6 protein-coding genes are annotated in these 5,713 nt (G+C 68.9%); 2 read left to right on the forward strand and 4 right to left on the reverse strand.

The features are described from left to right. The coding region (locus ACFWF3_RS21830) for an AMP-binding protein (protein WP_379315061.1) at positions 1–1,340 on the reverse strand (1,340 nt) is incomplete at its 3' end. Further along, positions 1,340–2,953 (reverse strand): AMP-binding protein, encoded by a 1,614-nt coding sequence (locus tag ACFWF3_RS21835; protein WP_379315062.1) that lies wholly within the window; start codon positions 2,951–2,953, stop codon positions 1,340–1,342. The genes ACFWF3_RS21835 and ACFWF3_RS21830, both read right to left, overlap by 1 nt. A gap of 96 nt (positions 2,954–3,049) precedes the next feature. Between ACFWF3_RS21835 and ACFWF3_RS21840 the strand changes: the two genes are divergently transcribed. Together ACFWF3_RS21840 and ACFWF3_RS21845 are read left to right on the forward strand one after the other, a co-directional pair. Next, positions 3,050–3,895 (forward strand): LuxR C-terminal-related transcriptional regulator, encoded by an 846-nt coding sequence (locus ACFWF3_RS21840; RefSeq protein ID WP_379315063.1) that lies wholly within the window; start codon positions 3,050–3,052, stop codon positions 3,893–3,895. 404 nt (positions 3,896–4,299) lie between these two features. Next, positions 4,300–4,668 (forward strand): VOC family protein, encoded by a 369-nt coding sequence (locus ACFWF3_RS21845; RefSeq protein WP_379315064.1) that lies wholly within the window; start codon positions 4,300–4,302, stop codon positions 4,666–4,668. Position 4,669: 1 nt separating this feature from the next. On the opposite strand, the gene trmD is transcribed toward ACFWF3_RS21845, so the two are convergent. Both trmD and rimM read right to left on the reverse strand, forming a co-directional pair. After that, complete coding sequence (trmD, locus tag ACFWF3_RS21850) at positions 4,670–5,347, reverse strand: tRNA (guanosine(37)-N1)-methyltransferase TrmD (RefSeq protein ID WP_378992180.1); 678 nt, start codon at positions 5,345–5,347, stop codon at positions 4,670–4,672. Between the two features lie 3 nt (positions 5,348–5,350). After that, the coding region (rimM, locus tag ACFWF3_RS21855; RefSeq protein ID WP_379315065.1) for a ribosome maturation factor RimM at positions 5,351–5,713 on the reverse strand (363 nt) is incomplete at its 5' end.

The following is a 5,713-nucleotide window of genomic DNA, read 5'->3' on the forward strand; positions in this document are numbered from 1 at the left end:
ATCTCGCGGGGGTAGATGTTCTCGCCGCCGCGGATCACCATGTCCTTGATCCGGCCGGTGACCGCGAGGTAGCCGTCGGCGTCCATGACGCCGATGTCGCCGGTGTGCATCCAGCGGGCGGCGTCGATCGCCTCGGCGGTCTTGTCGGGCTGTTCCCAGTACCCGAGCATCACCGAGTAGCCGCGGGTGCACAGTTCGCCCGGTTCGCCACGCGCCACGGTGCGCCCGGTCTCCGGGTCGACCACCTTCACCTCGAGGTGCGGGCCGACCCGGCCGACGGTGGCGGTGCGCCGGTCGATGCTGTCGTCGCGACGGGTCTGCGTGGACACCGGTGAGGTCTCGGTCATGCCGTAGCAGATGGCGACCTCGCTCATCCCCAGCCGATCGATCACCCGTTTCATCACCTCGACCGGGCACGGTGAGCCCGCCATGATGCCGGTGCGCAGGCTCGACAGGTCGTAGTCGGCGCCGGAATCGAGTTCGGCCAGCATCGCGATGAACATCGTCGGCACACCGTAGAGCGAGGTACAGCGTTCAGCGGCGACAGCGGCCAGCGCCGCGGCCGGGTCGAACGACGGCGACGGAATCACCGCGGTCGCACCGTGGGAGGTGACCGCGAGATTGCCCATCACCATGCCGAAGCAGTGGTAGTACGGAACCGGGATGCAGACCCGATCGGCCTCGGTGTATCCGCACAGTTCGCCGACGAAGAACCCGTTGTTGAGGATGTTGTGGTGGCTCAGCGTCGCGCCCTTCGGGAAACCCGTTGTTCCCGAGGTGTATTGGATGTTGATCGGGTCGTCGGCCGACAGCGTCTCGGCGATCGCACCGAGCCGCTGCCTGTCCGGCACGGTTTCGGCCACCTGCCGCCACGGCTCGGTGCCGAGAATCAGCACCTGTTCCAGGGCGGGACAATTCGGCCGGACCTGCTCGATCATCGCGACGTAGTCCGAGCTCTTGAACTCCGGTGCGGCGATCAGCGTGCGTACCCCGGCCTGGACGAGAACGTATTCGAGTTCGCTGGTGCGGTAGGCGGGGTTGATGTTGACCAGGATGGCACCGATCTTCGCGGTGGCGTATTGCACGAGGAACCATTCCGCGCAGTTGGGTGCCCAGATGCCGACCCGGTCACCGGGTTCGATGCCGTGTGCGGCGAGACCGGTCGCGACGGCGTCGACCGCCGCACCCACCTCGCGGTAGGTCCAGCGACGCCCTGCCGGGCAGTCGACGAGCGCGTCACGCGCGGGGTGGGCCGCGACGGCGCGGTCCAGATTCGCGCCGATGGTGTCGCCGAGCAGCGCGACCTCGGCGGGACCGCAGCTGTAGCTGAGTTCGGACATCACCGGATCTCCTTGCCGCGCAGCAGGAATCGCTGCACTTTGCCACTCGGCGTCTTGGGCAGGCTGTCCACGAAATGGACCCTTCTCGGATAAGCGTGGGCGGCGAACTCGTCCTTGACCAGCTGCTGCAGTTCGGCTGCCAACCCGGCGCTGCCCTCGATGCCGGTGCGGGTCACCACGAAGGCCTCCAGCACCTCACCGCGCAGTTCGTCGGGCATCCCGACCACGGCGGCCTCGGCGACCTGCTCGTGCAGGACGAGCACACTCTCGACCTCGAACGGGCCGATCCGGTAGCCCGCCATGATGATCACGTCGTCGTCGCGGGAGCTGAAGCGGAAGCAGCCGTCGGAGTCGCGGGAGGCGACGTCACCGGTCAGATACCAGCGTCCGTCGGCGGTGAATCGGCTCGCGGTGCGCTCCGGATCGTCGAGGTAGCCGAGGAACCAGAGCAGCGGGCTGTGGTGGGTGTCGATGGCGACCCGGCCGATCTCACCGGGTGCCGCCTCGGTGTCGACGTCCTCGGCGAGGACCGCACAGGACCACCCGGGGAGCTGCCTGCCCATCGAACCGGGCGGGACGGCCACATCGAGGGCGGGGTGCCACGCATGGCAGATCACCATGCCGTGCTCGGTCTGACCGTAGTGGTCACGCACCGCAACCCCGAGTGTCCGCTGCGACCAGGCCACCACGTCCGGGGTCAACGGCTCGCCCGCCGACGACGCCCGGCGCAGGGCGAAGCCCTCCGGAGCCGGAGCGCTGTCGGCGCGCAACGCCCGATAGACGGTCGGCGCGGCGGCGAAGTTGGTGACGCCGAAGCGCTGCAACACGTCCCAGGTGAGTGACGCCGAGAACCCCGCGTGCAGCAGCAGGCTGCGCACGCCGGTGGCCAGCGGCCCCAGGATCGCGTAGTAGAGGCCGTACGCCCAGCCTGGATCAGCCGCGTTCCAGAAGACGTCCTCGGGGCGCACATCCAGGGCGAACTCCTGGTAGGCGTGGAACGACGCCAGCGCGCGCACCGGGATCGGTACACCCTTGGGGGTTCCGGTGGTGCCGCTGGTGAACAGCTGGACCAGCAGGCCGTCGCCACCTACCGCCACCGGCTTCGCACGCGGGTCGTCGGACCGGTACCCGTCGAGCAGATCGCCGAAGCGCAGCGCGCCGGGGATGTCGGCGTCACCGGCAACGATCGTCCGGTAGTCGGCCGCCGCGAGTTTCGGCGCCTGGTCGGCATCGGCGACCACGACTTTCGCGCGGCTCGCGGTCAGCCGGAACTCGACGGCCGGGGGCGCGAACGCGGTGAACAACGGCACGTGCACCGCGCCGCGGCGCCAGATACCCAGCAGCGCCACCACGAGCTCGACGGATTTCGCCATCAACGTCGCCACCCGATCGCCGGGTTCGACGCCGAGTTCGGCCAGCGCGGCGGCGAACCGGGCCGAGCGCTCCCGCAGCTCACCGTAGGTCAGGTCGTAGGCGCGCAGATCGGACTCGATCACCGTGAACGCGATCTGCCCGGCCGGGTGCCGATCGCAGAGCAGATCGGCCGCACAGGCCTCTGGTCGGTCGTAGTGGTCGAGCAGGTCGCGCACCCGCACGTCCAGATCGGTAGTCATCGCAGCTTCTCCTCATCACCCGGGTATCGGCCACCGGGTCTGCCCTAGAATGTGGCATAGCTCACGTGTCCCACTACCCCCGAAAAGGGGTGATCCATGACTTCCCTGTTGCGCCCGCGCGACGGTGACGCGCTGCGCGCCGAGATCCGCTGGGTGGCGGGACGGGCGAGCGTCCCGGTGGTGTTCGGCGGCGCGGTGGACGAGGACACCCTGCTGCTCACCGAGTTCGTCGGTACCGTCACCACCGGTCTGCGCGGGCTGTCGGTGCTGCGCACCTCCGGGCTCGGCGGTCAGGCCATGGAGTACCGCAGGCCCGCGTCGGTAGCCGACTATCGGGGCTCGTCCGCGATCACCCACCACTACGACGCCGCGGTCGTCGGCGAAGGGTTGCGGTCGGTGATGGCCGTGCCGGTGCTGGTCGCCGACCGACCTCGCGCCGTGCTGTACGCCGCCACGCGTGGCGCGGGCCCCCTCGGCGACCGCACCGCCGAGGTGATCCTGCAGGCGGGCAAGCGACTGGCCGCGGAGATCGCCGTCCGTGACGAGGTGGACCGGCGGGTCCGGCTGCTCGAGCTCGCGACACCGCCGACGACGACCACCCCCGCGGCGACCGAGGAGTTGCGCGAGATCCACGCCGAGCTTCGCGCCCTCGCGGCCGCCACGGGCGATCTCGCCCTGCGCGACCGGCTTTCCGGGGTGTGCGAACGACTGACCGGGGTGTTGACCGGCGAGTCCGCCGGCGATGCGCCGCGGTTGTCGCGGCGCGAACTCGACGTGCTCGCCCAGATCGCCCTCGGCTGCACGAACCAGGAAGCGGCGCTTCGACTCTCGCTCGGCGCCGAGACCGTCAAGAGTTACCTGCGGCAGGCGATGAGCAAGCTGGATGCCGGCACCAGGCACGAGGCGGTGGCTCGGGCACGGCGGCACGGCCTGCTGCCCTGACCGCCGCGACCCACGACCTGTTCGACCCCTGCGCCAGATGTGGGATATATCACCGCCATTCGGCCGCTGAATCCGTCGCAATGCCTCCGGCCCGACCGAGCGGACCGGCAAGGTCTCACCTCGTGGGCGCGACACCCCACACCGAATGTCACCGAGCGTTCACTCGGGTCAGCGTCCAATCATCAAGGGACGCAGTGCCTGTACTGGGAACATCGGTGCAGCGTCCGTTCGGCCTCGTCGCGTCCGGCCCGACCGCGCCGACGGACGCTGGAACCGAACCCGTTCCGGATGGAACCAGCAACCCTCACTATGGACGATCGCACAAAGAACGACCTGGATGGATACCCAAATGTCTTTAGGGGAAAACAATCTCGGTCCCCGTCGCGCCCGGTAGCGTCGCTTCGATGACGGAGCCTTTTCAACTGGCCGGCCTCTCACTGGACTGTGACGACCCCGAGTCCCTCGCCCGCTTCTATCTCGGGCTGCTCGGTGGCCGTGTCCTGTGGAACGACGCGCATAGCGTCGGGATCCGAATCCCGTCGGGACTGACGGTCGCCGCGCAACGCGTCGAGGACTACTACCCGCCGCAGTGGCCCGGCACGGCCGCGGTGCACCTCGATCTCGCCGCCGACGCCGACCTCGATCTCTGCGAACAGCACGCCCTCGCGATCGGCGCCAAACCCGCACCGGTACAACCGGATCCGCGCTGGCGGGTATTGCTCGACCCCGCCGGGCACCCGTTCTGTATCACCACCCGGGTGATCTCGGGTTAGGTCAGGGCAGCAGGTCGGGACGGCGCTGCGCCGTGCGTTCCAGTGACTGTTCGTGCCGCCACGCGGCGACCTTGGCATGGTCGCCCGACAGCAGGATCGGGGGAACCTCGAGGCCACGCCACGACACCGGCCGGGTGTAGCTGGGCCCTTCGAGGAGTCCGTCGGAGAACGAATCCTCCTGGTGGGACTGCTGATTGCCGAGCACGCCGGGGATCAGACGCACCACGGCCTCGGTCATCACGAGCACCGCGGCCTCGCCGCCGATGAGGACATAGTCGCCGATGCTCACCTCTTCGACGCGGACGCGGCGGGCGGCATCGTCGAACACGCGCTGATCGATGCCCTCGTAGCGCCCGCAGGCGAACACGAGGTGCTTCTCGGTGGCCCAGCGCTGCGCGGTGGCCTGGGTGAACGGCACACCGGCCGGCGTGGGGACGACGAGCAGTGCGTCGTCCGGGCACACCTCGTCCAGAGCCTCGCCCCAGACGGTGGGCTTCATGACCATGCCGGGACCGCCGCCGTAGGGCGAATCGTCGACCGATTTGTGCACGTCGTGCGTCCAGTGGCGCAGATCGTGCACACCGATCGAGATCAGGCCCTTGTCGACAGCCTTGCCGAGCAGCGCGGTCCGCAGCGGCTCGAGGTACTCCGGGAAGATCGTGACGACGTCGAGTTGCACGAATTACTCCGGATCGAGCAGGCCCTCGGGCGGCGTGATGACAACCAGTCCATCGGCGAGCGAAACCGTCGGCACGATGGCGGTGACAAAGGGAATGAGAATCTCGCGACCGTCGTCGGCGGCACGCACCGACAGCAGTTCGCCCGCGGCCGAATGCAGCACCTCGGTGACTGTGCCGACGAGGGTGCCGTCGGTGAACTCGACCCGGAGGCCTTCGAGTTCGTGGTCGTAGAAGGCGTCGTCGTCCTCCGACGGCGGCAGCGAATCGCTGTCGACGACGAACAACGTGCCACGCAGGGCGTCGGCGGCGGTGCGATCGTCGATCCCGTCGACGAACACCAGAAGTCGGCCCGAGTGCTCTCGGGC

Source organism: Nocardia sp. NPDC060220 (genome assembly GCF_042727815.1).
In the GTDB taxonomy this organism is placed as follows: domain Bacteria; phylum Actinomycetota; class Actinomycetes; order Mycobacteriales; family Mycobacteriaceae; genus Nocardia.

Coding starts and splice junctions, on each gene's coding strand:
- ACFWF3_RS21835 (WP_379315062.1), bottom strand. CDS start 2,953: ATGACTACCGATCTGGACGTGCGGGTGCGCGACCTGCTCGACCACTAC.
- ACFWF3_RS21840 (WP_379315063.1), top strand. CDS start 3,050: ATGACTTCCCTGTTGCGCCCGCGCGACGGTGACGCGCTGCGCGCCGAG.
- ACFWF3_RS21845 (WP_379315064.1), top strand. CDS start 4,300: ATGACGGAGCCTTTTCAACTGGCCGGCCTCTCACTGGACTGTGACGAC.